21 protein-coding genes and 1 other annotated feature are annotated in these 22,501 nt (G+C 52.6%); of the genes, 15 read left to right on the plus strand and 6 right to left on the minus strand.

Going from position 1 to position 22,501, the window contains the following annotated elements; genetic code table 11:
- The first annotated feature begins 61 nt into the window (after positions 1 to 61).
- Positions 62 to 1,393 (plus strand): type II toxin-antitoxin system HipA family toxin YjjJ, encoded by a 1,332-nt coding sequence (gene yjjJ, locus RGV86_RS15945; RefSeq protein WP_085460293.1) that lies wholly within the window; start codon positions 62 to 64, stop codon positions 1,391 to 1,393.
- Here the strand turns inward: yjjJ and lplA are convergent, their stop codons facing one another.
- Positions 1,394 to 2,410 carry a lipoate--protein ligase gene (gene lplA, locus RGV86_RS15950; RefSeq protein ID WP_137598371.1) on the minus strand — a complete coding sequence of 339 codons (1,017 nt, stop codon included), beginning with the start codon at positions 2,408 to 2,410 and terminating at the stop codon, positions 1,394 to 1,396. It abuts the gene before it with no gap.
- A gap of 27 nt (positions 2,411 to 2,437) precedes the next feature.
- Positions 2,438 to 3,082: a YtjB family periplasmic protein gene (locus RGV86_RS15955; protein WP_000124613.1), complete on the minus strand. Its 645-nt coding sequence runs from the start codon at positions 3,080 to 3,082 to the stop codon at positions 2,438 to 2,440.
- 105 nt (positions 3,083 to 3,187) lie between these two features.
- Here RGV86_RS15955 and serB point away from each other — a divergent pair, with 105 nt between their 5' ends.
- From serB to nadR, 3 genes are read left to right on the plus strand one after another with little or no spacing between them, the layout of a single operon-like run.
- A complete protein-coding gene (serB, locus tag RGV86_RS15960) occupies positions 3,188 to 4,156 on the plus strand; it encodes a phosphoserine phosphatase (RefSeq protein WP_001132952.1) in 969 nt (322 codons plus the stop codon).
- Between the two features lie 48 nt (positions 4,157 to 4,204).
- Entirely contained in the window at positions 4,205 to 5,587 is a 1,383-nt protein-coding gene (gene radA / locus RGV86_RS15965) for a DNA repair protein RadA (RefSeq protein WP_001029698.1), read from the plus strand.
- Between the two features lie 20 nt (positions 5,588 to 5,607).
- Positions 5,608 to 6,840 carry a multifunctional transcriptional regulator/nicotinamide-nucleotide adenylyltransferase/ribosylnicotinamide kinase NadR gene (gene nadR / locus RGV86_RS15970; protein WP_000093819.1) on the plus strand — a complete coding sequence of 411 codons (1,233 nt, stop codon included), beginning with the start codon at positions 5,608 to 5,610 and terminating at the stop codon, positions 6,838 to 6,840.
- A gap of 119 nt (positions 6,841 to 6,959) precedes the next feature.
- Here nadR and ettA read toward each other — a convergent pair whose 3' ends face one another.
- Positions 6,960 to 8,627: an energy-dependent translational throttle protein EttA gene (gene ettA, locus RGV86_RS15975; RefSeq protein ID WP_000046760.1), complete on the minus strand. Its 1,668-nt coding sequence runs from the start codon at positions 8,625 to 8,627 to the stop codon at positions 6,960 to 6,962.
- A 210-nt stretch (positions 8,628 to 8,837) separates the two neighbouring features.
- Here ettA and sltY point away from each other — a divergent pair, with 210 nt between their 5' ends.
- Positions 8,838 to 10,775, plus strand: coding sequence for a murein transglycosylase (sltY, locus tag RGV86_RS15980; protein WP_000409436.1), 1,938 nt, complete (start codon positions 8,838 to 8,840; stop codon positions 10,773 to 10,775).
- Positions 10,776 to 10,864: 89 nt separating this feature from the next.
- Positions 10,865 to 11,191: a trp operon repressor gene (trpR, locus tag RGV86_RS15985; RefSeq protein WP_000068670.1), complete on the plus strand. Its 327-nt coding sequence runs from the start codon at positions 10,865 to 10,867 to the stop codon at positions 11,189 to 11,191.
- 84 nt (positions 11,192 to 11,275) lie between these two features.
- Here trpR and yjjX read toward each other — a convergent pair whose 3' ends face one another.
- Positions 11,276 to 11,797, minus strand: a complete 522-nt coding sequence (gene yjjX / locus RGV86_RS15990; RefSeq protein WP_000546621.1) for an inosine/xanthosine triphosphatase — start codon at positions 11,795 to 11,797, stop codon at positions 11,276 to 11,278.
- Positions 11,798 to 11,848: 51 nt separating this feature from the next.
- On the opposite strand from yjjX, the gene gpmB reads away from it, so the two are divergent.
- Positions 11,849 to 12,496: a 2,3-diphosphoglycerate-dependent phosphoglycerate mutase GpmB gene (gene gpmB / locus RGV86_RS15995; protein WP_000942335.1), complete on the plus strand. Its 648-nt coding sequence runs from the start codon at positions 11,849 to 11,851 to the stop codon at positions 12,494 to 12,496.
- Here the strand turns inward: gpmB and robA are convergent.
- Positions 12,493 to 13,362: an MDR efflux pump AcrAB transcriptional activator RobA gene (robA, locus tag RGV86_RS16000; RefSeq protein ID WP_000371672.1), complete on the minus strand. Its 870-nt coding sequence runs from the start codon at positions 13,360 to 13,362 to the stop codon at positions 12,493 to 12,495. The two genes, gpmB and robA, sit on opposite strands and share 4 nt — an antisense overlap.
- A 212-nt stretch (positions 13,363 to 13,574) precedes the next feature.
- Here robA and creA point away from each other — a divergent pair, with 212 nt between their 5' ends.
- The 4 genes from creA to creD are packed head-to-tail and all read left to right on the plus strand — an operon-like array spanning position 13,575 to position 17,584.
- A complete protein-coding gene (gene creA, locus RGV86_RS16005) occupies positions 13,575 to 14,048 on the plus strand; it encodes a protein CreA (protein ID WP_000875485.1) in 474 nt (157 codons plus the stop codon).
- A 12-nt stretch (positions 14,049 to 14,060) separates the two neighbouring features.
- Positions 14,061 to 14,750, plus strand: coding sequence for a two-component system response regulator CreB (gene creB, locus RGV86_RS16010; protein ID WP_001188653.1), 690 nt, complete (start codon positions 14,061 to 14,063; stop codon positions 14,748 to 14,750).
- The gene (gene creC / locus RGV86_RS16015) at positions 14,750 to 16,174 is read left to right on the plus strand and encodes a two-component system sensor histidine kinase CreC (protein WP_085460294.1); all 1,425 of its coding nucleotides are present in this window, start codon (positions 14,750 to 14,752) and stop codon (positions 16,172 to 16,174) included. Before creB ends, creC begins: the two co-directional genes overlap by 1 nt.
- Positions 16,175 to 16,231: 57 nt before the next feature.
- The gene (gene creD, locus RGV86_RS16020; protein ID WP_000920370.1) at positions 16,232 to 17,584 is read left to right on the plus strand and encodes a cell envelope integrity protein CreD; all 1,353 of its coding nucleotides are present in this window, start codon (positions 16,232 to 16,234) and stop codon (positions 17,582 to 17,584) included.
- A gap of 57 nt (positions 17,585 to 17,641) precedes the next feature.
- On the opposite strand, the gene arcA is transcribed toward creD, so the two are convergent.
- Positions 17,642 to 18,358, minus strand: coding sequence for a two-component system response regulator ArcA (arcA, locus tag RGV86_RS16025; protein ID WP_001194358.1), 717 nt, complete (start codon positions 18,356 to 18,358; stop codon positions 17,642 to 17,644).
- A gap of 95 nt (positions 18,359 to 18,453) precedes the next feature.
- On the opposite strand from arcA, the gene yjjY reads away from it, so the two are divergent.
- From yjjY to thrA, 4 genes are all read left to right on the plus strand, one after another.
- Positions 18,454 to 18,594 carry a YjjY family protein gene (gene yjjY / locus RGV86_RS16030; RefSeq protein ID WP_001303782.1) on the plus strand — a complete coding sequence of 47 codons (141 nt, stop codon included), beginning with the start codon at positions 18,454 to 18,456 and terminating at the stop codon, positions 18,592 to 18,594.
- A 399-nt stretch (positions 18,595 to 18,993) separates the two neighbouring features.
- Positions 18,994 to 19,680 carry a tRNA/rRNA methyltransferase gene (locus RGV86_RS16035; RefSeq protein ID WP_085460295.1) on the plus strand — a complete coding sequence of 229 codons (687 nt, stop codon included), beginning with the start codon at positions 18,994 to 18,996 and terminating at the stop codon, positions 19,678 to 19,680.
- Between the two features lie 212 nt (positions 19,681 to 19,892).
- Positions 19,893 to 19,958, plus strand: coding sequence for a thr operon leader peptide (thrL, locus tag RGV86_RS16040; RefSeq protein ID WP_001386572.1), 66 nt, complete (start codon positions 19,893 to 19,895; stop codon positions 19,956 to 19,958).
- Positions 19,894 to 20,013, plus strand: a sequence feature (Thr leader region). Its footprint overlaps the gene before it by 65 nt.
- A 25-nt stretch (positions 20,014 to 20,038) precedes the next feature.
- Positions 20,039 to 22,501 (plus strand): bifunctional aspartate kinase/homoserine dehydrogenase I, encoded by a 2,463-nt coding sequence (thrA, locus tag RGV86_RS16045; RefSeq protein ID WP_085460296.1) that lies wholly within the window; start codon positions 20,039 to 20,041, stop codon positions 22,499 to 22,501.

Here is a 22,501-nt window from a genome sequence, read left to right on the forward strand (position 1 = left end):
ACTTTTCAGTGAAATGTGTTAATAAATCTATTCAAGTATCTATTCACGAATCTAGTCATTAATGAGCGAACTGACCGATCTTTTACTGCAAGGGCCGCGTTCTGCCCCGGAATTGCGCCAGCGTCTGGCAATCAGTCAGGCGACGTTCTCACGCCTTGTTGCCAGAGAAGATCGGGTGATTCGCTTTGGTAAAGCACGGGCAACGCGATATGTACTGCTGCGGCCTTATCGCGGAATAGAACGTATTCCCGTCTGGCGAGTGGACGCTGCCGGAAAGGCGCATAAATTCGCCGACATCCGGTTGTGCTGGCCGCAGGGAAGTTGTCTGGTAACAGGCGCAGATGGCGACGAACAGTGGTTTGATGGTTTGCCCTGGTATTTGACCGATCTCCGACCACAGGGTTTTTTAGGGCGCGCGTGGGGCAGGAAGTTAGCCGCGCAACTGAATCTGACCGAAGATATCCGTCTCTGGCAGGAAGAAGAGGTGCTCTACGCCCTGACCGTATTTAGCGGTGAATATACCGGCGGCTGGCTGGTCGGGGAGGGGAATTATCAGCAATGGATTACTGCACAACGCCCTGCGGCAATTACTCTGGATGAAAAACTCATCCGCTATGAACAACTGGCACATGACGCACTGTCAGGAGAAATTGTGGGTTCTTCTGCGGGCGGTGAGCAGCCAAAATTTACCTGCTATGCACAAACGCCGTCAGGCAATAAACATGTGTTGGTGAAATTCACCGTGCCGCAGCAAACCGCAGTCAGCCAACGTTGGGGTGACCTGCTTATTGCGGAATCTATTGCCGCGCAAATCCTGCGCGCTGGCGGGATCTACGCCAGCCAGTCAACGGTGCTTGTAACAAGTAACAGGCAGGTATTCCTTGAAGCGGAACGCTTTGACTGCAAAGGTAACGATGGTCGCTTGCCCATTGTGTCGCTGGAGGCGGTGCAAAGTGAGTTTATCACTTCTCCGGGATCGTGGCCGGAGGCAATGCGCCGTTTGTGTGAGCAACAACTTGCCACCCATGAGAGCGTGGCGCAAACAGAAGTGATCTGGGCGTTTGGGCGACTTATCGCTAACAGTGATATGCATGCAGGCAATTTATCGTTTTATTTATCTGAACCGCCATTTGCGCTGACGCCCGTCTACGACATGCTGCCGATGGCTTATGCGCCAAACAGCGCCGGAATGTTGCGAGATGCTGCCATTGAGGTGAAGTTTGATCTTAACGTCAGTAAAAGCGCATGGTTAACGGCGATCCCGCTGGCGCAGCAGTTCTGGCAAACGGTCGCCGGAGATCCGCGTATCAGCGAGGCGTTTCGCCACATTGCGCAAGAAATGCCGGAAAAAATCCGGCAAATCGAAGAGAAAGTTGCCCGCATGGGCGCGTAGTTACCGCACAGCCCCAGCCATCCACGCTGACAATTCCCGTAGCTCTTTTTCCTGTTCCGGGAAGTCAACCAACAGCGTTTCGCACTCCTGTTGCAGCATATCTGCGCGGTACAGGCAGCCTTGCAGTCGCCCGGCGAGGGCTTCCAGCGGCGCGGGGTTAAGACTGTCGGTAAATACCTGGGCGCGGGTGATATGGCCTTTTTCAACGTCGAAATGCAGTTCTACGCCGCCCCAGGTAAAGCGTTCATCCAGCAGATGCGAGAACGCTGGAGCCTGACCGAAGTTCCACTCCCAGCTACTCTGACGGGCAAAGGTTTCAGCGAAATTTGGCAAGTCTGGCGTTTTGTCCGGGGAGATGATTTCCGCTTCCACGCGCTCGCCATAATGGGCGAAAAAGGCCTCGGTTATGGCCTCGCAAACCTGCTCATGGGTAATTCCCGGTAGCAATTCGGTGAGGTTGGTCACGCGGGAACGCACTGAGGTAATGCCTTTCGCTGCCAGTTTCTTTTTATCCGGGTTGAGATAGTTTGCCAGGCGGCTGAGGTCGGCATTGAGCAGCAAGGTGCCGTGGTGGAAGCCACGATCTTTGGTTTCGCGATAGGCCGAGCCTGATACTTTGCGGTCGCCTTCGGCGGTTTTCACCACCAGATCGTTACGTCCAGACGCTTCGGCGCTGACGCCAAGCGCGTTCAGCGCATTGAGCACAATCGATGTGGAGATGGTTTTATCGTACTCCGGCTTGCCAGCCATAAAGGTAAAACAGGTATTGCCGAGATCGTGGAACACCGCGCCGCCACCGCTACTGCGCCGCGCCAGGCGGACGTTATCTTCTTCCATCCGCCGGGTATTACACTCTTTCCACGGGTTCTGCGCGCGACCAATCACCACGGTGTCGGCATTGCGCCAGAGAAAAAGAACGCGCTGCGTGGCGGGCATCTGGCGAAAAATACATTCCTCAACCGCCAGGTTAAACCACGGGTCGTAAGAGTCAGAGATAAGCAGGCGTAATGTGGACATAACGATTTCCTTTCTTGTAGTAATGGGTCACTCTTTTTTCTCGCCTTCTTCCTCTTCCGGCACCGGTTTGCTGGCGGTTAACAGGAAGGGAGATTGCTGCCAGCGGGTGCGCTTACCCTGCAACAACGTGCGGGTCAGCACTACGCCGATTGCCAGTGAGAGCAGCAACATCAGGCGTAAAATGTTAGTGGTGTTATCCACCTGTTGGGCTTCGGTGGCGAGCGTATGGGTGTCGAGTGTCAGGCGCAGATAGCCGAGCGGTCCGTTTTTACCCGCAATTGGCTCGACAATCTGCTGGTTAAAATAGCCGCCTGCTTTTTTACCGTCGAGCGCCAGCCGGTCGCGCACTTCGACGCTTTCGCCAGAACGTGCGATAAGATCGCCTTGTTCGTCATACACACCCGCGTCGAGGATGCGGCTTTCATCCGTTAACTGATCGAGGATCGCCTGAATGCGTTTTTCATCCGGTGAGTCGGTACGCATCAGCGGTGCAACGTTCAGCGTCACCTGACGCGCCAGGGTACGGGCCAGTTCTTCCAGCTGTGGATTACGCTGTCGCTGGTGGTTTTGACTAAACCATGACGCCCCCTGCATCAGCGCCACTAACAAGGCAAGACAGAACAGGACAATCACTGCCCGATGCAGCCGGAATTTCAGTTTTGTGCGAGCCATCTTCCACCCTTTGAAAATTTGAGACTTAATGTTGCCAGAAGCAATGGATACAAGGTAGCCTCATGCGTTATTTTCCCTGCTTCGAACGATTTTACAGGAGCCTTAATGCCTAACATTACCTGGTGCGACCTGCCTGAAGATGTCTCTTTATGGCCGGGTCTGCCTCTTTCATTAAGTGGTGATGAAGTGATGCCACTGGATTACCACGCAGGTCGTAGCGGCTGGCTGCTGTATGGTCGTGGGCTGGATAAACAACGACTGACCCAGTACCAGAGCAAACTGGGCGCGGCGATGGTGATTGTTGCCGCCTGGTGCGTGGAAGATTATCAGGTGATTCGTCTGGCTGGTTCGCTCACCGCGCGGGCTACGCGCCTGGCGCATGAAGCACAACTGGATGTTGCGCCGTTGGGGAAAATTCCGCACCTGCGCACGCCGGGTTTGCTGGTGATGGACATGGACTCCACCGCTATCCAGATTGAATGTATTGATGAAATTGCCAAACTGGCCGGAACGGGCGAGATGGTGGCGGAAGTGACAGAACGGGCGATGCGTGGAGAACTTGATTTTACCGCCAGCCTGCGCAGTCGCGTGGCGACGCTGAAAGGCGCTGACGCGAACATTTTGCTTCAGGTACGTGAAAATCTGCCGCTGATGCCAGGCTTAACGCAGCTGGTACTCAAACTGGAAACGCTGGGCTGGAAAGTGGCGATTGCCTCCGGCGGCTTCACCTTCTTTGCCGAATACCTGCGCGACAAGCTGCGCCTGACCGCCGTGGTAGCTAATGAACTGGAGATCATGGACGGTAAATTTACCGGCAATGTGATCGGCGACATCGTAGACGCGCAGTACAAAGCTAATACCCTGACCCGACTGGCACAGGAGTATGAAATCCCGCTGGCGCAGACCGTGGCGATTGGCGATGGTGCCAACGACCTGCCGATGATCAAAGCGGCAGGGCTGGGGATTGCCTACCATGCCAAGCCAAAAGTGAATGAAAAGACGGAAGTCACCATCCGTCACGCTGACCTGATGGGGGTGTTCTGCATCCTCTCCGGCAGCCTGAATCAGAAGTAATTGCACGCCCGTCATCCTGCGGGCGGCACAGCATTAACGAGGTACACCGTGGCAAAAGCTCCAAAACGCGCCTTTGTTTGTAATGAATGCGGGGCAGATTATCCGCGCTGGCAAGGGCAGTGCAGCGCCTGTCATGCCTGGAACACCATCACCGAGGTGCGTCTTGCTGCGTCGCCAACGGTGGCGCGTAACGAGCGTCTCAGTGGCTATGCCGGTAGCGCCGGAGTGGCGAAAGTCCAGAAACTCTCCGATATCAGCCTTGAGGAATTGCCGCGTTTTTCTACCGGATTTAAAGAGTTCGACCGCGTATTAGGCGGCGGGGTGGTGCCGGGAAGCGCCATTCTGATTGGCGGTAACCCTGGTGCCGGTAAATCCACGCTGCTGCTGCAAACGCTGTGCAAACTGGCGCAGCAGATGAAAACGCTGTATGTCACTGGCGAAGAGTCGCTGCAACAGGTGGCAATGCGCGCTCATCGTCTCGGCCTGCCGACTGACAATCTCAATATGTTGTCGGAAACCAGCATCGAGCAGATCTGCCTGATTGCCGAAGAAGAGCAACCGAAGCTGATGGTAATTGACTCGATCCAGGTGATGCATATGGCGGATGTTCAGTCATCGCCTGGCAGCGTGGCGCAGGTGCGTGAAACGGCGGCTTATCTGACGCGCTTCGCCAAAACGCGCGGCGTGGCGATTGTCATGGTTGGGCACGTAACCAAAGATGGCTCGCTGGCTGGCCCGAAAGTGCTGGAACACTGTATCGACTGTTCGGTGCTTTTGGATGGCGATGCCGACTCCCGTTTTCGCACCTTACGCAGCCATAAAAACCGCTTCGGCGCGGTGAATGAGCTGGGTGTATTCGCGATGACCGAACAGGGACTGCGTGAAGTCAGCAATCCTTCGGCAATCTTCTTAAGCCGTGGCGATGAAGTGACCTCTGGCAGTTCAGTGATGGTGGTATGGGAAGGGACGCGCCCGCTGCTGGTGGAGATTCAGGCGCTGGTCGATCATTCGATGATGGCGAATCCGCGCCGCGTGGCGGTCGGGCTGGAACAAAACCGTCTGGCGATCCTGCTGGCGGTGCTGCACCGTCACGGCGGTCTGCAAATGGCTGATCAGGATGTCTTTGTGAACGTGGTCGGCGGCGTGAAGGTGACGGAAACCAGCGCCGACTTAGCGTTACTGCTGGCGATGGTTTCCAGCCTGCGTGACAGACCGCTGCCGCAGGATCTGGTGGTGTTTGGCGAAGTGGGGCTGGCAGGGGAGATCCGCCCGGTGCCCAGCGGTCAGGAACGAATCTCTGAAGCGGCGAAACACGGTTTCCGCCGGGCGATTGTTCCGGCAGCCAACGTGCCGAAAAAAGCGCCGGAAGGGATGCAGATTTTTGGCGTTAAAAAACTCTCCGACGCGCTTAGCGTGTTCGACGACTTATAATGAGAGATACGGAGGGAGATATGTCGTCATTTGATTACCTGAAAACTGCCATCAAGCAACAGGGCTGCACGTTACAGCAGGTGGCTGATGCCAGCGGTATGACCAAAGGGTATTTAAGCCAGTTACTGAATGCCAAAATTAAAAGCCCCAGCGCGCAAAAGCTGGAGGCGTTGCACCGTTTTTTGGGGCTTGAGTTTCCCCGACAGAAGAAAACCATTGGTGTGGTATTCGGTAAGTTCTACCCGCTGCATACCGGACATATCTACCTTATCCAGCGCGCCTGTAGCCAGGTTGACGAGCTGCATATCATTATGGGCTTTGACGATACTCGCGACCGCGCGTTATTTGAAGACAGCGCCATGTCGCAGCAGCCAACGGTGCCGGATCGTCTGCGCTGGTTATTGCAAACCTTTAAATATCAGAAAAATATCCGCATTCATGCCTTCAACGAAGAGGGCATGGAGCCGTATCCGCACGGTTGGGATGTGTGGAGCAACGGCATCAAAAAGTTTATGGCTGAAAAAGGCATTCAGCCGGATTTGATCTACACCTCGGAAGAGACCGACGCACCACAGTACCTGGAGCATCTGGGGATCGAAACGGTGCTTATCGATCCGAAACGTACCTTTATGAGTATCAGCGGTGCGCAGATCCGCGAAAACCCGTTCCGCTACTGGGAATATATTCCTACCGAAGTGAAGCCGTTCTTTGTGCGCACCGTGGCGATCCTCGGCGGCGAGTCGAGCGGTAAATCTACCCTGGTAAATAAACTCGCCAACATCTTCAACACCACCAGTGCGTGGGAGTTTGGTCGTGATTATGTCTTTTCACACCTTGGCGGAGATGAGATTGCGTTGCAGTATTCCGACTACGATAAAATCGCGCTGGGTCACGCACAATATATTGATTTTGCAGTTAAATATGCCAATAAAGTGGCGTTTATCGACACCGATTTCGTGACCACCCAAGCGTTCTGCAAAAAGTACGAAGGACGCGAACATCCGTTTGTGCAGGCGCTGATTGATGAATACCGTTTCGATCTGGTGATCCTGCTGGAGAACAACACGCCGTGGGTGGCGGATGGTTTACGCAGCCTCGGTAGTTCGGTGGATCGTAAAGAGTTCCAGAATCTGCTGGTGGAAATGCTGGAAGAGAACAATATCGAATTTGTGCGGGTTGAAGAGGACGATTACGACAGCCGTTTCCTGCGCTGCGTGGAGCTGGTGCGGGAGATGATGGGGGAGCAGGGTTAAGACCCAATGCCTGATGCGACGCTGACGCGTCTTATCAGGCCTACTGTTTCGCAACGTATTGAAATCGCTGGGCTTGTAGGCCGGATAAGGCGTTCACGCCGCATCCGGCATTTTACGGATTACTTCGCAATACGCTTGTACTTGATACGCTTCGGCTCCAGCGCGTCTGCGCCCAGCGTGCGTTTCTTATACTCTTCGTACTCGGTAAAGTTACCTTCGAAGAACTCGACTTTACCTTCATCCTGGTAATCCAGAATGTGCGTCGCGATACGGTCGAGGAACCAACGGTCGTGCGAGATAACCATCGCGCAGCCCGGGAACTCCAGCAGGGCGTTTTCCAGCGCACGCAGGGTTTCGATATCCAGATCGTTGGTCGGTTCGTCGAGCAGCAGCATGTTGCCGCCAACCTGCAGCAGCTTCGCCAGATGCAGACGACCGCGCTCACCACCGGAAAGTTCGCCAACGCGTTTGCCCTGATCAACCCCTTTAAAGTTAAAGCGGCCTACGTAGGCACGGCTCGGCATCTCGGTGTTACCGATCTTCATGATATCCAGCCCGCCGGAAACTTCTTCCCAAACGGTTTTGCTGTTATCCATTGAGTCACGGAACTGATCAACAGACGCCAGTTTCACCGTTTCACCTAAAGTGATGGTGCCGCTGTCCGGCTGTTCCTGACCAGAGATCATACGGAACAGGGTCGATTTACCTGCACCGTTCGGCCCGATGATCCCGACGATTGCCCCTTTCGGGATCGAGAAGCTCAGGGAGTCAATCAGCAGGCGATCGCCGTAGGATTTACGCAGGTTGCTGACTTCCAACACTTTATCGCCCAGACGCGGTCCAGGTGGAATAAACAGTTCGTTGGTTTCGTTACGTTTCTGATATTCGGTGTTGTTCAGCTCTTCAAAGCGCGCCAGACGTGCTTTACCTTTCGACTGACGGCCTTTAGTCCCCTGACGTACCCACTCCAGCTCTTTTTCAATCGACTTACGACGTGCTGCTTCTTGCGAAGCTTCCTGCGCCAGACGCTGATCTTTCTGCTCCAGCCAGGAGGAGTAGTTACCTTCCCACGGAATACCTTCGCCACGGTCAAGTTCGAGGATCCAGCCCGCAACGTTATCGAGGAAGTAACGGTCGTGGGTAATCGCCACAACGGTGCCTTCGAAGTCGTGCAGGAAGCGTTCCAGCCACGCTACGGATTCGGCATCCAGGTGGTTAGTTGGTTCGTCGAGCAGCAGCATGTCTGGTTTTTCCAGCAGCAGACGGCACAACGCCACGCGACGACGCTCACCACCGGAGAGGTTAGCGATTTTCGCCTCCCAGTCCGGCAGACGCAGCGCATCTGCTGCACGTTCCAGTTGCACGTTCAGGTTATGACCGTCGTGAGCCTGAATGATCTCTTCCAGACGGCCTTGTTCAGCGGCCAGCTTGTCGAAATCGGCATCCGGATCGGCGTATAACGCATACACTTCATCCAGACGTTTCAGGGCGTTAACCACTTCAGAAACCGCCTCTTCAATGGACTCACGCACGGTGTGTTCCGGGTTCAGCTGCGGTTCCTGCGGCAGATAACCAATCTTGATATCCGGCTGCGGACGCGCTTCGCCTTCGATGTCTTTATCGATGCCCGCCATAATGCGCAGCAGGGTAGATTTACCGGCGCCGTTCAGACCCAGGACGCCGATTTTTGCCCCAGGGAAGAAACTCAGAGAGATGTTTTTCAAAATATGACGTTTCGGCGGAACAACTTTGCCGACACGATGCATGGTATAAACGAATTGAGCCACGTTGGACTTCGCCTCTATGTTTATCGTGATGATGAGTTTTCAAAGGCGAAGTGTAGCCTGTTTCCTTATCTAATCCCAGCCGGTCGATCACCCTCGCAGTAAAAGTAAAAAAGTGTCCATAACGTGGCACAAACGGCAATGACTGGTTAGCATAAATCTATTAGGCGGCATGACGCTGCATTGATGTATTTACACTTAGAGGATGCGCTTGTGGAAAAAGCCAAACAAGTTACCTGGCGGCTGTTGGCTGCCGGTGTCTGTCTGCTGACGGTCAGCAGCGTGGCGCGAGCCGACTCACTGGATGAGCAGCGTAGCCGTTACGCGCAAATCAAGCAGGCCTGGGATAATCGACAAATGGATGTGGTCGAACAAATGATGCCTGGACTGAAGGATTATCCGCTTTATCCCTACCTGGAATACCGCCAGATTACCGATGACCTGATGAATCAACCGGCGGTCAAGGTCACTAACTTTGTTCGCGCTAACCCCACGCTTCCTCCCGCTCGCACGCTACAATCTCGCTTCGTCAATGAACTGGCGCGGCGTGAAGACTGGCGTGGTCTGTTAGCTTTTAGCCCGGAAAAACCAGGGACTACCGAAGCGCAATGTAATTATTACTATGCGAAATGGAATATCGGGCAGAGCGAAGAAGCCTGGCAGGGGGCGAAAGAACTTTGGCTAACCGGAAAGAGTCAGCCTAACGCTTGCGATAAGTTGTTTAGCGTCTGGCGCGCGTCCGGTAAGCAAGAACCACTGGCTTATTTAGAGCGTATCCGCCTGGCGATGAAAGCGGGCAATACCGGGCTGGTGACGGTACTCGCAGGGCAGATGCCTGCCGATTATCAAACTATCGCCTCGGCGATTATTTCGCTGGCGAACGATCCTAATACAGTGCTGACATTCGCGCGTACTACCGGAGCGACTGATTTTACCCGCCAGATGGCAGCGGTGGCGTTTGCCAGCGTGGCGCGCCAGGATGCAGAAAACGCACGGCTGATGATCCCGTCGCTTGCCCAGGCGCAGCAGCTTAATGAAGATCAGATTCAGGAGCTACGCGATATCGTCGCCTGGCGTCTGATGGGCAACGACGTCACCGACGAGCAGGCGAAATGGCGCGATGACGCCATTATGCGTTCGCAATCCACGTCGTTAATTGAACGACGCGTGCGGATGGCGCTTGGCACTGGCGACCGTTCTGGCCTGAATACCTGGCTGGCACGCTTGCCGATGGAAGCGAAAGAGAAAGATGAATGGCGTTACTGGCAGGCGGATTTACTGCTGGAACGCGGTCGTGAAGCGGAAGCAAAAGAGATTTTGCATCAACTCATGCAACAGCGTGGTTTCTACCCGATGGTTGCTGCACAGCGGATCGGCGAAGAGTATGAGCTGAAGATTGATAAAGCGCCGCAGAATGTTGACAGCGCCCTGACTCAGGGGTCGGAGATGGCGCGCGTGCGCGAGTTGATGTACTGGAATCTCGATAATACCGCGCGTAGCGAGTGGGCCAATCTTGTGAAGAGCAAGTCAAAAGCAGAGCAGGCTCAACTGGCGCGATATGCTTTCAATAACCAATGGTGGGATCTTAGCGTTCAGGCAACGATCGCCGGGAAGCTGTGGGATCATCTGGAAGAGCGATTCCCGCTGGCCTACAACGATCTTTTCAAACGCTACACCAATGGCAAAGATATCCCGCAAAGCTATGCAATGGCGATTGCCCGCCAGGAGAGCGCCTGGAATCCGAAAGTGAAGTCGCCGGTAGGCGCCAGCGGCCTGATGCAGATTATGCCTGGCACAGCGACCCATACGGTGAAGATGTTCTCAATTCCAGGTTACAGCAGCCCGGGACAATTGCTTGATCCGGAAACGAACATCAACATTGGCACCAGTTACCTGCAATATGTTTATCAGCAGTTTGGTAATAACCGTATTTTCTCATCGGCAGCCTATAACGCGGGACCAGGGAGAGTGCGTACCTGGCTTGGCAACAGCGCCGGACGTATCGACGCGGTGGCGTTTGTCGAGAGTATCCCGTTCTCCGAGACGCGCGGTTATGTGAAGAACGTGCTGGCTTATGACGCGTACTATCGCTATTTCATGGGCGATAAACCGACGCTTTTGAGCGCCACAGAATGGGGGCGTCGTTACTGAACCGCCCGTTTATGATATGCTATCGTACTCTTTTGCGAGTACAACCGGGGGAGGCATCAGGCTTCCCCCGCTAACAATGGCGACACACTATGGCTCAACAATCACCCTATTCAGCAGCGATGGCAGAACAGCGTCACCAGGAGTGGTTACGTTTTGTTGACCTGCTTAAGAATGCCTACGAAAACGATCTCCATTTACCGTTGCTAAACCTGATGCTGACGCCGGATGAGCGCGAAGCGTTGGGGACTCGCGTGCGTATCGTAGAAGAGTTGTTGCGCGGTGAAATGAGCCAGCGTGAGTTAAAAAACGAACTCGGCGCGGGCATTGCGACCATTACTCGTGGATCTAACAGTCTGAAAGCCGCGCCTGTCGAGTTGCGCCAGTGGCTGGAAGAAGTGCTGCTGAAAAGCGATTGATTTTGTAGGCCTGATAAGACGCGTCAGCGTCGCATCAGGCATTGCGCACCGAATGCCGGATGCGTCGTGAACGCCTTATCCGTCCTACAATGGCTGATATATCGCATTATGAAACGGACTTAGCGCCAGGATCACCGCCTGGTGATAGACGCTGGCGCGGGTGAGTTTCCCGGCGGTAAACACGCCGATCGCGCCCTCTTTACGGCCAATCTCATCAATGCCGGTATAACGCGACATCACGGGGCCAAGCGCCTCGCCCTCACGCACTTTCTCCAGAATTACCGCAGGTAACGGCAAAGTTGCCGAACGCGCTTCACCGCGCTGGCTCGCGTTTTCAATCACCACCCAACTGAAGGTGCTGTCACCATCAATACCCGCTTCAATTGCTACCCAAAAATCAGCCTCTGGGCGTAAACGACGAGAATTTGCTACCCGATTTCGTGCGCCAGCGCGCGTTTCCTCACTGCCAAAGGGCTGTTCCGGTACGCCGCTCTCGACGGCAACGGACTCAATGTGGCAGGATCCTTCGCCGAAGATCTCGTGAAATGCCTGCAGAATGGCCTGAATTTTAGCGGGATTGGTGGTCGCACAGACAACATGGTGCATAATCAGGATTACTCACAAAATTAACGTTAAAGCAGTATACGGAAAAAAAGCATGTTACAGGTATACCTTGTCCGCCACGGTGAAACACAGTGGAACGCCGAGCGACGTATTCAGGGCCAGTCTGACAGCCCGCTGACTGCAAAAGGTGAGCAACAGGCAATGCAGGTGGCGAACCGTGCCAAAGAGCTTGGCATTACGCATATCATCAGTAGTGATTTAGGCCGCACCCGGCGTACGGCGGAAATCATCGCCCAGGCTTGTGGTTGTGACATCATCTTTGATTCCCGCTTGCGTGAGTTAAATATGGGCGTGCTGGAGAAAAGACACATTGACTCTCTGACTGAAGAAGAAGAGAACTGGCGTCGTCAGCTCGTCAATGGCACCGTTGACGGGCGTATTCCTGAAGGCGAGTCGATGCAGGAACTTAGCGATCGCGTTAACGCAGCACTGGAATCTTGTCGGGATTTACCACCGGGAAGTCGACCACTGCTGGTGAGTCACGGTATCGCGCTGGGATGCCTGGTGAGTACCATTCTGGGCTTACCGGCATGGGCAGAACGCCGCTTACGTCTGCGTAACTGTTCTATTTCGCGCGTGGATTATCAGGAAAGCCTGTGGCTGGCATCTGGCTGGGTAGTTGAAACCGCAGGGGACATCTCGCATCTGGACGCCCCTGCATTAGACGAGCTACAGCGTTAACGACGTATTGGAATAAGCAGCTCGCAGCGCAGATTAATTGGGCGATCTCCCGCTTTGGCATCTTCTGCCGGGTAGTATCGCTCAATATCCTGACCTTTACGGCGGGTCAGGTTGAGCATCGGCATACAGGTTCCGTATACCGTCAGAATAAACTCCTGCACGCCGGTTCCCAGACCTTCGTAGGTAAACATCACATAGTCGCCACCCTGCAACAGTACCGGATGTCCCGTCAGTACATAGCCGTCAGCTTGATCCCGAGCCAGAGCCGTGGTGTAAAACACTTCTTGCTCGTCATCTTTATCCTGGCTTGGACGCGTTTCGTTCAAACCGTAAAGCACTGGTGGAATGGTTGGCGAGTTGCCGAGAAAATCGTGCCAGAACTGGTAGCGCATTTCGTGGCGGAAATCAGAGATTTGCTCCAGCGAACAGGAGTAGCTCTGGGTAACACCAATCAGCGGCGTATCTTCCAGGGTGACAAATTTGTGCTCTGGCATGGTAAATTCACCCAGACGCAGCGGCGGGCGAATACCAAAGGCGCTCCATTCAGGAGAACGGCGGTAAAGTGCGGGAGTCTGGGCAAACTGCTTCTTGAATGCGCGGGTAAATGTCTGTTGAGAGTCGAAGCGGTATTGCAGCGCGATATCCAGAATCGGACGCGCAGTCAGGCGTAGTGCGACCGCCGATTTCGACAAACGACGAGCACGAATATACGCGCCAATAGCATGGCCAGTGACATCTTTAAACATTCTCTGTAAGTGCCACTTGGAATAACCTGCTTTCGCCGCTACATTGTCGAGCGACAGGGGCTGATCCAGATGACCTTCCAGCCAGATTAAAAGGTCGCGAATAATGCCGGCCTGATCCATAAAATATCCTCATCCTTTCAACAACGAGCACCTGACATCAGGTAATTGGATAATAGCATTTTTTGTTGTTTTAGCATTCAGTGTTTTTTTTCTTAGCAGAGTATGTTTTAGGTCTTGACGGAGATAAAAATATTGAGTTTTTGTTCTTAATCAATATGTTATTTATCATGACGAACTAATTGCTCAGTGTAACTTATAAAAATGGTAACAATATGAAATACAAGCATTTGATCTTGTCCTTAAGCCTGATAATGCTGGGACCATTGGCTCATGCGGAAGAAATTGGTTCGGTCGACACCGTATTTAAAATGATCGGCCCGGATCACAAAATTGTCGTGGAAGCCTTTGACGATCCCGATGTAAAAAATGTCACTTGTTATGTGAGTCGGGCGAAAACCGGCGGTATTAAAGGGGGATTAGGTCTGGCGGAAGATACTTCCGATGCGGCCATTTCCTGCCAGCAGGTAGGGCCGATTGAACTGTCGGATCGCATTAAAAACGGCAAAGCTCAAGGCGAAGTCGTGTTCAAAAAACGGACTTCTCTGGTCTTTAAGTCGTTACAGGTCGTGCGTTTCTATGACGCCAAACGCAACGCGCTCGCTTACCTGGCTTACTCCGACAAAGTTGTCGATGGTTCACCGAAAAATGCCATCAGCGCCGTTCCTGTCATGCCGTGGCGACAATAACAGAGGCGATTTATGCAACGGGAAACGGTCTGGTTAGTGGAAGACGAGCAAGGGATAGCCGACACGCTGGTCTACATGTTGCAGCAGGAAGGTTTTGCCGTCGAGTTCTTTGAACGGGGCTTACCGGCGCTGGATAAAGCGCGCCTGCAGGTTCCTGACGTTATCATTCTCGATGTCGGCCTGCCTGATATTAGCGGTTTCGAACTGTGTCGCCAGTTGCTGGCGCTCCATCCTGCGTTGCCTGTACTGTTTCTGACCGCCCGTAGTGAAGAGGTGGATCGCCTGCTTGGGCTGGAGATTGGCGCTGACGACTACGTGGCTAAACCGTTTTCACCTCGCGAAGTGTGCGCCAGGGTGCGCACCTTACTGCGTCGGGTGAAGAAGTTTTCTACGCCGTCTCCCGTCATCCGTATTGGTCATTTTGAACTGAATGAACCTGCGGCGCAGATCAGCTGGTTTGACACGCCATTAACGCTGACGCGGTACGAATTTCTGTTGTTGAAAACGTTACTCAAGTCGCCAGGCCGCGTCTGGTCACGCCAGCAATTGATGGATAGCGTCTGGGAAGATGCACAGGACACTTACGATCGCACTGTCGATACTCACATCAAAACGCTGCGCGCCAAACTGCGCGCTATAAATCCCGACCTTTCGCCAATTAATACTCATCGCGGAATGGGATACAGCCTGAGGAGCCTGTAATGCGCATCGGGATGCGCCTGTTGCTGGGCTATTTTTTACTGGTGGCGGTGGCAGCCTGGTTCGTACTGGCAATTTTTGTCAAAGAAGTTAAACCGGGTGTGCGAAGGGCGACGGAAGGTACGCTGATCGACACCGCAACGTTGCTGGCGGAGCTGGCGCGTCCCGATTTGCTCTCTGGTGACCCCGAGCATGGACAACTGGCGCAGGCGTTTAACCAGCTACAAAATCGCCCGTTTCGCGCCAATATCGGCGGCATTAACAAAGTGCGCAATGAATACCATGTCTATATGACTGATGCGCAGGGCAAAGTATTGTTCGATTCGGCAAACAAAGCCGTGGGACAGGATTATTCCCGCTGGAATGATGTCTGGCTAACGTTGCGTGGTCAGTATGGTGCGCGCAGCACGTTGCAAAATCCTGCCGACCCCGAAAGTTCTGTGATGTATGTCGCCGCGCCGATTATGGACGGTTCACGGCTTATTGGCGTTTTGAGCGTAGGCAAACCGAACGCGGCGATGGCACCGGTCATTAAACGCAGCGAGCGACGAATTTTATGGGCGAGTACCATTTTGCTGGGGATTGCGCTGGTGATTGGTGCGGGAATGGTTTGGTGGATCAACCGCTCCATTGCCCGACTCACCCGCTATGCTGATTCCGTTACCGACAATAAACCCGTTCCTCTCCCTGAACTCGGCAGTAGCGAGCTGCGTAAGTTAGCGCAGGCGCTGGAAAGTATGCGCGTGAAGCTGGAAGGGAAAAACTATATTGAGCAGTATGTTTACGCATTAACTCATGAGCTAAAAAGCCCACTGGCGGCGATTCGTGGCGCAGCGGAAATTTTACGTGAAGGCCCGCCGCCAGAAGTGGTGGCTCGCTTTACCGATAATATTTTGACGCAAAATGCGCGAATGCAGGCACTGGTAGAAACGTTATTACGCCAGGCAAGACTGGAGAATCGCCAGGAAGTGGTTCTTTCTGCGGTTGACGTAGCGGCATTATTTAACCGCATCAGCGAAGCGCGCACCGTGCAGTTGGCAGAAAAAAATATCACTCTGCATGTTATGCCTACAGAGGTTAAGGTTGCTGCTGAACCTGCGTTACTGGAGCAGGCGCTGGGGAATTTACTGGATAACGCCATCGATTTTACTCCCGATCATGGCTGCATAACGCTTAGTGCTGTGGCAGATGAGGAGCAAGTTACGCTTAAGGTGCAGGATACCGGCAGTGGCATTCCTGACTACGCGCTGTCGCGCATTTTTGAACGCTTTTACTCTTTACCGCGTGCAAATGGGCAAAAAAGCAGTGGTCTTGGGCTGGCGTTTGTCAGCGAAGTTGCCCGTTTGCTCAATGGCGAAGTCACGCTGCACAACATGCCGGAAAGCGGTGTGCTGGCCTCGCTTCGGCTTCACCGTCACTTCACATAACTTCAAATTCTTCTCACATAGCCTTCATACACTGCCGTCATTGCAAAGGAGAAGACTATGTTGAAATCCCCCCTGTTCTGGAAAATGACCACTTTGTTTGGCACGGTGTTGCTGTTGTTAATTCCATTAATGTTGATTCGGCAGGTGATTGTCGAACGTGCCGATTACCGGAGCGATGTGGAAGATGCGATTCGCCAAAGCACCAGCGGACCGCAAAAACTCGTTGGGCCGCTCATCGCTATTCCTGTGACCGAGCTTTATACGGTGCAGGAAGAGGATAAAACCGTGGAGCGGAAACGAAGTTTTATCCATTTTTGGTTACCTGAGTCGTTGATGGTTGATGGCAATCAGAACGTGGAAGAACGGAAGATCGGTATTTATTCCGGCCAGGTCTGGCACAGTGATTTAACGCTGAAAGCCGATTTTGACGTTTCGCGTCTTAGCGAACTCAACGCGCCAAATATCACCTTAGGCAAGCCATTTATTGTGATTAGCGTCGGGGATGCGCGTGGTATTGGCGTGGTGAAAGCGCCTGAACTTAACGGAACTGCGCTGAGCATTGAACCTGGCACCGGGTTAGAGCAAGGCGGGCAGGGCGTGCATATCCCTTTACCCGAAGGAGACTGGCTGAAGCAGAACCTGAAGCTGAATATGGCGCTGAATTTAAGCGGTACTGGTGATTTTTCTGTGGTGCCGACGGGACGTAATAGCGAGATGACCTTAACCAGCAACTGGCCGCACCCCAGTTTTTTAGGCGATTTTTTGCCAACGAAACGGGAGTTAAGTGCATCCGGTTTTCAGGCGCAATGGCAAAGTAGCTGGTTTGCTAATAATCTCGGTGAGCGTTTTGCTTCAGGCAATGATAGCGGCTGGGAAAATTTCCCGGCGTTTAGCGTCGCAGTCACTACGCCAGCCGATCAGTATCAATTAACGGATCGGGCGACCAAGTACGCCATTTTGCTGATCTCGCTAACTTTTATGGCCTTCTTTGTCTTTGAAACATTAACGGCAAAGCGTTTACACCCGATGCAATATTTGCTGGTAGGGCTGTCATTGGTGATGTTTTATTTGCTCTTGCTGGCGCTTTCTGAACATACCGGTTTTACCGTGGCATGGATAATCGCCAGTCTGATTGGGGCGTTAATGAACGGTATTTACTTGCAGGCAGTATTAAAAGGCTGGCGCAACAGCATGTTGTTTACTCTCGCGCTGTTGTTGCTGGATGGCGTGATGTGGGGACTGCTGAATTCTGCCGATAGCGCGCTGTTGTTGGGAACCTGTGTGCTGGTGGTGGCGCTGGCTGGCATGATGTTTGTGACACGTGATATCGACTGGTATGCATTTTCACTACCGAAAATGAAAACCAGTAAAGAAGTCACAACAGACGATGAGTTACGCATCTGGAAATAATGTTGAAAAATAAAAACGGCGCTAAAAAGCGCCGTTTTTTTGACGGTGGTAAACCGATTAATCTTCCAGATCACCGCAGAAACGATAACCTTCACCGTGAATGGTGGCGATGATTTCCGGCGTATCCGGCGTAGATTCGAAATGCTTACGAATACGACGGATTGTCACGTCTACAGTACGGTCGTGCGGCTTCAGCTCACGGCCGGTCATTTTCTTCAGCAGTTCAGCACGGGACTGAATTTTGCCTGGGTTTTCACAGAAGTGAAGCATGGCGCGGAACTCGCTGCGCGGCAGTTTGTACTGCTCGCCATCAGGGCCGATCAACGAACGGCTGTTGATGTCCAGTTCCCAACCATTGAACTTGTAGCTTTCAACGCTACGACGTTCTTCGCTGACAGTACCCAGATTCATGGTACGAGACAGCAAGTTGCGTGCACGGATAGTCAGTTCACGCGGGTTGAACGGTTTGGTGATGTAATCGTCTGCACCGATTTCGAGGCCGAGAATTTTATCGACTTCGTTGTCACGGCCAGTCAGGAACATCAACGCAACATTCGCCTGCTCGCGCAGTTCACGCGCTAACAGAAGACCGTTCTTACCCGGCAGATTGATATCCATGATCACCAGGTTGATGTCATATTCAGAGAGGATCTGATGCATTTCCGCGCCATCTGTCGCTTCGAAAACATCATAGCCTTCCGCTTCGAAAATACTTTTCAACGTGTTGCGTGTTACCAACTCGTCTTCAACGATAAGAATGTGCGGGGTCTGCATGTTTGCTACCTAAATTGCCAACTAAATCGAAACAGGAAGTACAAAAGTCCCTGACCTGCCTGATACATGCTGCAAATTAACATGATCGGCGTAACATGACTAAAGTACGTAATTGCGTTCTTGATGCACTTTCCATCAACGTCAACAACATCATTAGCTTGGTCGTGGGTACTTTCCCTCAGGACCCGACAGTGTCAAAAACGGCTGTCATCCTAACCATTTTAACAGCGACATAACAGGCTAAGACGTGCCGGACACCCAATAAAACTACGCTTCGTTGACATATATCAAGTTCAATTGTAGCACGTTAACAGTTTGATGAAATCATCGTATCTAAATGCTAGCTTTCGTCACATTATTTTAATAATCCAACTAGTTGCATCCTACAACTAATAAACGTGGTGAATCCAATTGTCGAGATTTATTTTTTATAAAATTATCCTAAGTAAACAGAAAGATATGTAGCGTTTTTTAACAATTGAACGGTTAGTACAGTCAAGAAATAGTTTAGCTTTTTTTAAGTTAAGTAAAGGGCTTTTTCTGCGACTTGCGTTAATATTTTGTAAATTCTCTCCGCGCAGTAAGTTGACATTCATCACTCTATTCGCGGTTATTTGGTCAAGAAGAGTAGCAACATGCGTTTGACGATTATTCTGGTTGCACCCGCCAGAGCAGAAAATATTGGGGCAGCAGCGCGGGCAATGAAAACGATGGGTTTTAGCGAACTGCGGATTGTCGATAGCCAGGCGCATCTGGAACCTGCCACCCGATGGGTTGCTCATGGCTCCGGTGATATTATTGATAATATTAAAGTTTTTCCGACGCTGGCTGAATCGTTACATGACGTAGATTTCACTGTCGCCACTACAGCGCGTAGTCGGGCGAAATATCATTACTACGCGACACCGGTGGAACTGGTGCCATTGTTGGAAGAAAAATCGGCGTGGATGAATCATGTGGCGCTGGTCTTTGGTCGTGAAGATTCCGGGCTGACCAACGAGGAACTGGCACTGGCTGATATTCTTACCGGCGTGCCAATGGTGGCGGATTACCCTTCACTCAATCTGGGGCAGGCGGTGATGGTCTATTGCTATCAATTAGCAACATTAATACAACAACCGACGAAAAGTGACGCAACGGCAGACCAACATCAACTGCGCGCTTTACGCGAACGTGCCATGTCGTTGTTAACGACGTTAGCGGTGGCAGATGACACAAAACTGGTCGACTGGTTACAGCAACGTCTGGGGCTTTTAGAGCAACGGGATACCGCAATGTTGCATCGTTTGTTGCATGATATTGAAAAAAATATCACCAAATAAAAAACGCCACGTCATGTTGTTTTTAGGTTTTCATTCTGACTGCAACGGGAAATCTGTCTCTGAATGGATTAAAAAAGAGCATCTGCCAGCAGCTTATGAACTGGTTACCTGCCGTGAGTAAATTAAAATTTTATTGACTTAGGTCACTAAATACTTTAACCAATATAGGCATAGCGCACAGACAGATAAAAATTACAGAGTACACAACATCCATGAAACGCATCAGCACCACCATTACCACCACCATCACCATTACCACAGGTAACGGTGCGGGCTGACGCGTACAGGAAACACAGAAAAAAGCCCGCACCTGACAGTGCGGGCTTTTTTTTCGACCAAAGGTAACGAGGTAACAACCATGCGAGTGTTGAAGTTCGGCGGTACATCAGTGGCAAATGCGGAACGTTTTCTGCGGGTTGCCGATATTCTGGAGAGCAATGCCAGGCAGGGGCAGGTGGCTACAGTCCTCTCTGCTCCCGCCAAAATAACCAACCATCTGGTGGCGATGATTGAAAAAACGATTAGCGGCCAGGATGCTTTGCCCAATATCAGCGATGCCGAACGTATTTTTGCCGAACTTCTGACGGGACTCGCCGCCGCCCAGCCGGGATTTCCGCTGGCGCAACTGAAAACGTTCGTCGATCAAGAATTTGCCCAAATTAAACATGTTCTGCATGGTATCAGCCTGTTGGGACAGTGCCCGGACAGCATCAACGCTGCGCTCATCTGCCGTGGTGAAAAAATGTCGATCGCCATTATGGCCGGTGTACTGGAAGCGCGCGGACATAACGTTACCGTTATCGATCCGGTCGAAAAACTGCTGGCAGTCGGTCATTACCTCGAATCTACCGTCGATATTGCTGAGTCCACCCGCCGTATTGCGGCAAGCCGCATTCCGGCTGACCACATGGTGCTGATGGCAGGTTTCACCGCCGGTAATGAAAAAGGCGAACTGGTGGTGCTGGGACGTAACGGTTCCGACTACTCCGCTGCGGTACTGGCCGCCTGTTTACGTGCCGATTGTTGCGAGATCTGGACGGACGTCGACGGTGTCTATACCTGCGACCCGCGTCAGGTGCCCGATGCGAGGTTGTTAAAGTCGATGTCCTATCAGGAAGCGATGGAGCTTTCCTACTTCGGCGCTAAAGTTCTTCACCCCCGCACCATTACCCCCATCGCTCAGTTCCAGATCCCTTGCCTGATTAAAAACACCGGAAATCCACAAGCGCCAGGGACGCTCATCGGTGCCAGCCGTGATGAAGACGAATTACCGGTCAAGGGCATTTCCAATCTGAATAACATGGCAATGTTCAGCGTTTCCGGTCCAGGAATGAAAGGGATGGTCGGCATGGCGGCGCGCGTCTTTGCAGCAATGTCACGCGCCCGCATTTCAGTGGTGCTGATTACGCAATCGTCTTCCGAATACAGCATCAGTTTCTGCGTTCCACAAAGCGACTGTGTGCGAGCTGAACGGGCAATGCAGGAAGAGTTCTATCTTGAACTGAAAGAAGGTTTATTGGAGCCGCTGGCGGTGACGGAACGACTGGCCATAATCTCGGTGGTGGGCGATGGTATGCGCACGCTGCGTGGGATCTCGGCGAAATTCTTTGCCGCGCTGGCTCGTGCCAATATCAACATTGTCGCCATTGCTCAGGGTTCTTCTGAACGCTCAATCTCTGTCGTGGTAAATAACGATGACGCGACGACTGGCGTGCGCGTTACCCACCAGATGCTGTTCAATACCGATCAGGTTATCGAAGTGTTTGTGATTGGCGTCGGTGGCGTTGGCGGCGCGCTGCTGGAGCAACTGAAGCGTCAGCAAAGCTGGCTGAAGAACAAACATATTGATTTACGAGTCTGTGGCGTTGCCAACTCGAAGGCACTGCTCACCAATGTGCATGGCCTCAACCTGGAAAACTGGCAGGAAGAGCTGGCGCAGGCCAAAGAGCCGTTCAACCTTGGGCGCTTAATTCGCCTGGTGAAAGAATATCATCTGCTGAACCCGGTCATTGTTGACTGCACCTCCAGCCAGGCGGTGGCGGATCAATATGCCGACTTCCTGCGCGAAGGTTTCCACGTTGTCACGCCGAACAAAAAGGCCAACACCTCGTCGATGGATTACTACCACCAGTTGCGTTATGCGGCGGAAAAATCGCGACGTAAATTCCTCTATGACACCAACGTCGGTGCGGGATTACCGGTCATTGAGAATCTGCAAAACCTGCTCAATGCAGGTGATGAGTTGATGAAATTCTCCGGCATTCTTTCTGGTTCGCTTTCATACATCTTCGGCAAGCTAGACGAAGGCATGAGTTTCTCTGAGGCGACCACGCTGGCGCGGGAAATGGGGTATACCGAACCGGATCCGCGTGATGATCTTTCTGGTATGGATGTGGCGCGCAAACTGTTGATTCTCGCCCGTGAAACTGGACGTGAACTGGAGCTGGCGGATATCGAGATCGAACCTGTGCTGCCCGCAGAGTTTAACGCAGAGGGTGATGTTGCAGCTTTTATGGCGAATCTGTCACAGCTCGACGATCTCTTTGCCGCGCGCGTGGCGAAGGCTCGTGATGAGGGTAAAGTTTTGCGCTATGTTGGCAATATTGATGACGATGGCGTCTGCCGCGTGAAAATTGCTGAAGTGGACGGTAACGATCCGCTGTTCAAAGTGAAAAATGGCGAAAACGCCCTGGCCTTCTATAGCCACTATTATCAGCCGCTGCCGTTGGTTCTGCGCGGATACGGCGCGGGCAATGACGTTACGGCTGCCGGTGTCTTTGCCGATCTGCTACGCACCCTCTCATGGAAGTTAGGAGTCTGA

Origin of the sequence: Escherichia ruysiae, from assembly GCF_031323975.1 — a bacterium.
Taxonomy (GTDB): Bacteria; Pseudomonadota; Gammaproteobacteria; order Enterobacterales; family Enterobacteriaceae; genus Escherichia; species Escherichia ruysiae.

Bases quoted from the DNA above. Each gene is read 5' to 3' on its own strand.
- creC (WP_085460294.1), top strand. From the start codon at position 14,750: ATGCGCATCGGGATGCGCCTGTTGCTGGGCTATTTTTTACTGGTGGCG.
- creD (WP_000920370.1), top strand. From the start codon at position 16,232: ATGTTGAAATCCCCCCTGTTCTGGAAAATGACCACTTTGTTTGGCACG.
- gpmB (WP_000942335.1), top strand. From the start codon at position 11,849: ATGTTACAGGTATACCTTGTCCGCCACGGTGAAACACAGTGGAACGCC.
- yjjY (WP_001303782.1), top strand. From the start codon at position 18,454: ATGACTAAAGTACGTAATTGCGTTCTTGATGCACTTTCCATCAACGTC.
- yjjX (WP_000546621.1), bottom strand. From the start codon at position 11,797: ATGCACCATGTTGTCTGTGCGACCACCAATCCCGCTAAAATTCAGGCC.
- trpR (WP_000068670.1), top strand. From the start codon at position 10,865: ATGGCTCAACAATCACCCTATTCAGCAGCGATGGCAGAACAGCGTCAC.
- RGV86_RS16035 (WP_085460295.1), top strand. From the start codon at position 18,994: ATGCGTTTGACGATTATTCTGGTTGCACCCGCCAGAGCAGAAAATATT.
- nadR (WP_000093819.1), top strand. From the start codon at position 5,608: ATGTCGTCATTTGATTACCTGAAAACTGCCATCAAGCAACAGGGCTGC.
- arcA (WP_001194358.1), bottom strand. From the start codon at position 18,358: ATGCAGACCCCGCACATTCTTATCGTTGAAGACGAGTTGGTAACACGC.
- RGV86_RS15955 (WP_000124613.1), bottom strand. From the start codon at position 3,082: ATGGCTCGCACAAAACTGAAATTCCGGCTGCATCGGGCAGTGATTGTC.
- thrA (WP_085460296.1), top strand. From the start codon at position 20,039: ATGCGAGTGTTGAAGTTCGGCGGTACATCAGTGGCAAATGCGGAACGT.
- creA (WP_000875485.1), top strand. From the start codon at position 13,575: ATGAAATACAAGCATTTGATCTTGTCCTTAAGCCTGATAATGCTGGGA.
- robA (WP_000371672.1), bottom strand. From the start codon at position 13,362: ATGGATCAGGCCGGCATTATTCGCGACCTTTTAATCTGGCTGGAAGGT.
- serB (WP_001132952.1), top strand. From the start codon at position 3,188: ATGCCTAACATTACCTGGTGCGACCTGCCTGAAGATGTCTCTTTATGG.
- yjjJ (WP_085460293.1), top strand. From the start codon at position 62: ATGAGCGAACTGACCGATCTTTTACTGCAAGGGCCGCGTTCTGCCCCG.
- lplA (WP_137598371.1), bottom strand. From the start codon at position 2,410: ATGTCCACATTACGCCTGCTTATCTCTGACTCTTACGACCCGTGGTTT.
- creB (WP_001188653.1), top strand. From the start codon at position 14,061: ATGCAACGGGAAACGGTCTGGTTAGTGGAAGACGAGCAAGGGATAGCC.